Here is a 1,233-nt window from a genome sequence, read left to right as displayed (position 1 = left end):
CGAAGGGACCCACCCAGATGAGCCTCGTCCGCACCCCGGCCACCGCGCCCGCCGCGACGTTCACCGGCGCGCCCGCCGCACGGCTGCCCACCCCCGCCGAGCTCCGCGAGGAGATCCCGCTCCCGCCGCTCGCCCGCAAGACGACCCAGAGATCACGTCGCGAGATCGCGAAGATCCTCTCCGGCCAGGACGACCGCCTGCTGGTCATCTCGGGCCCGTGCTCCGTGCACGACCCGGACGCGGCCCTCACCTACGCCGAGCGGCTGTCCGCGCTCGCCGCCGAGTTCCAGGACCGCCTGCTCGTGGTCATGCGGGTGTACGTGGAGAAGCCCCGCACCCGGATCGGCTGGAAGGGCCTGCTCAGCGACCCCCGCCTCGACGGTTCGCAGGACCTGCCCAGCGGACTGCGCCTCGCGCGCGGCCTGATGGCCCAGATCGCCGGCACCGGACTGCCGGTCGCCTGCGAGTTCCTCGACCCGCTGGTCCCGCACTACCTGTCCGACGCGGTCTCCTGGGGCTGCATCGGCGCCCGTACCGTCCAGAGCCAGGTGCACCGCCAGGTCACCAGCGGCCTCGGCATGCCGATCGGCTTCAAGAACGCCACCGGCGGCAGCGTCGAGGACGCGGTCGACGCGATCGTCTCCGCCTCCCACCCGCACGTCTACCCGGGCATCGGCGACGACGGCCGCGCGACCGTGGTCAGCACCGACGGCAACCCCGACGGGCACGTCGTGCTCCGCGGCGGCAGCCAGGGCCCCAACTACGGGGCCGAGCCGGTCGCCGCGGTGCTGGCCCAGCTCGCGGGCGCCGGGTTGTCCGAGCGGCTGGTCGTCGACGCGAGCCACGGCAACAGCAACAAGGACCACGAGCGTCAGCCGCTGGTCGTCTCCGACATCGCCGCCCGGATCGCCGCCGGCGAGCAGGGTGTCGCCGGCGTCATGATCGAGAGCTTCCTCGCCGCCGGGCGGCAGGACCTCCAGATCGGCCGCACGGACCTGCTCACCTACGGGCAGAGCGTCACCGACGCCTGTGTGGACTGGGCGCAGACCGCCCGGATGCTGGAGGAACTCGCCGACGCCGTCGCCGTCCGCCGCGCCGCGCAGGACCGGGCCGCCGCCTGACGGCGACCCGTCCGCCGAGCCCCGGTCTGCCGGCGGAAGAAGGACAGCGCGGTCGCCGCCGACCAGCCGGCGACCTGCGCGGTGAAGGACCGCTTGATGACGAAGTTCGCCC

1 protein-coding gene is annotated in these 1,233 nt (G+C 74.0%); it reads left to right on the top strand.

Annotated elements, in window-relative coordinates; all coding sequences use genetic code 11:
• Positions 1-1,121: 3-deoxy-7-phosphoheptulonate synthase (locus tag EAO71_RS33490; protein WP_410094249.1), on the top strand; the 1,121-nt coding region annotated here is incomplete at its 5' end.
• Positions 1,122-1,233 lie beyond the last annotated feature (112 nt).

The sequence above is a fragment of the Streptomyces sp. MS191 genome (assembly GCF_008042125.1).
Classification (GTDB): Bacteria; Actinomycetota; Actinomycetes; order Streptomycetales; family Streptomycetaceae; genus Streptomyces.
The sequence above is the reverse complement of the archived record's forward strand: the minus strand, read 5'-3'. Positions and strand labels throughout refer to the sequence as shown.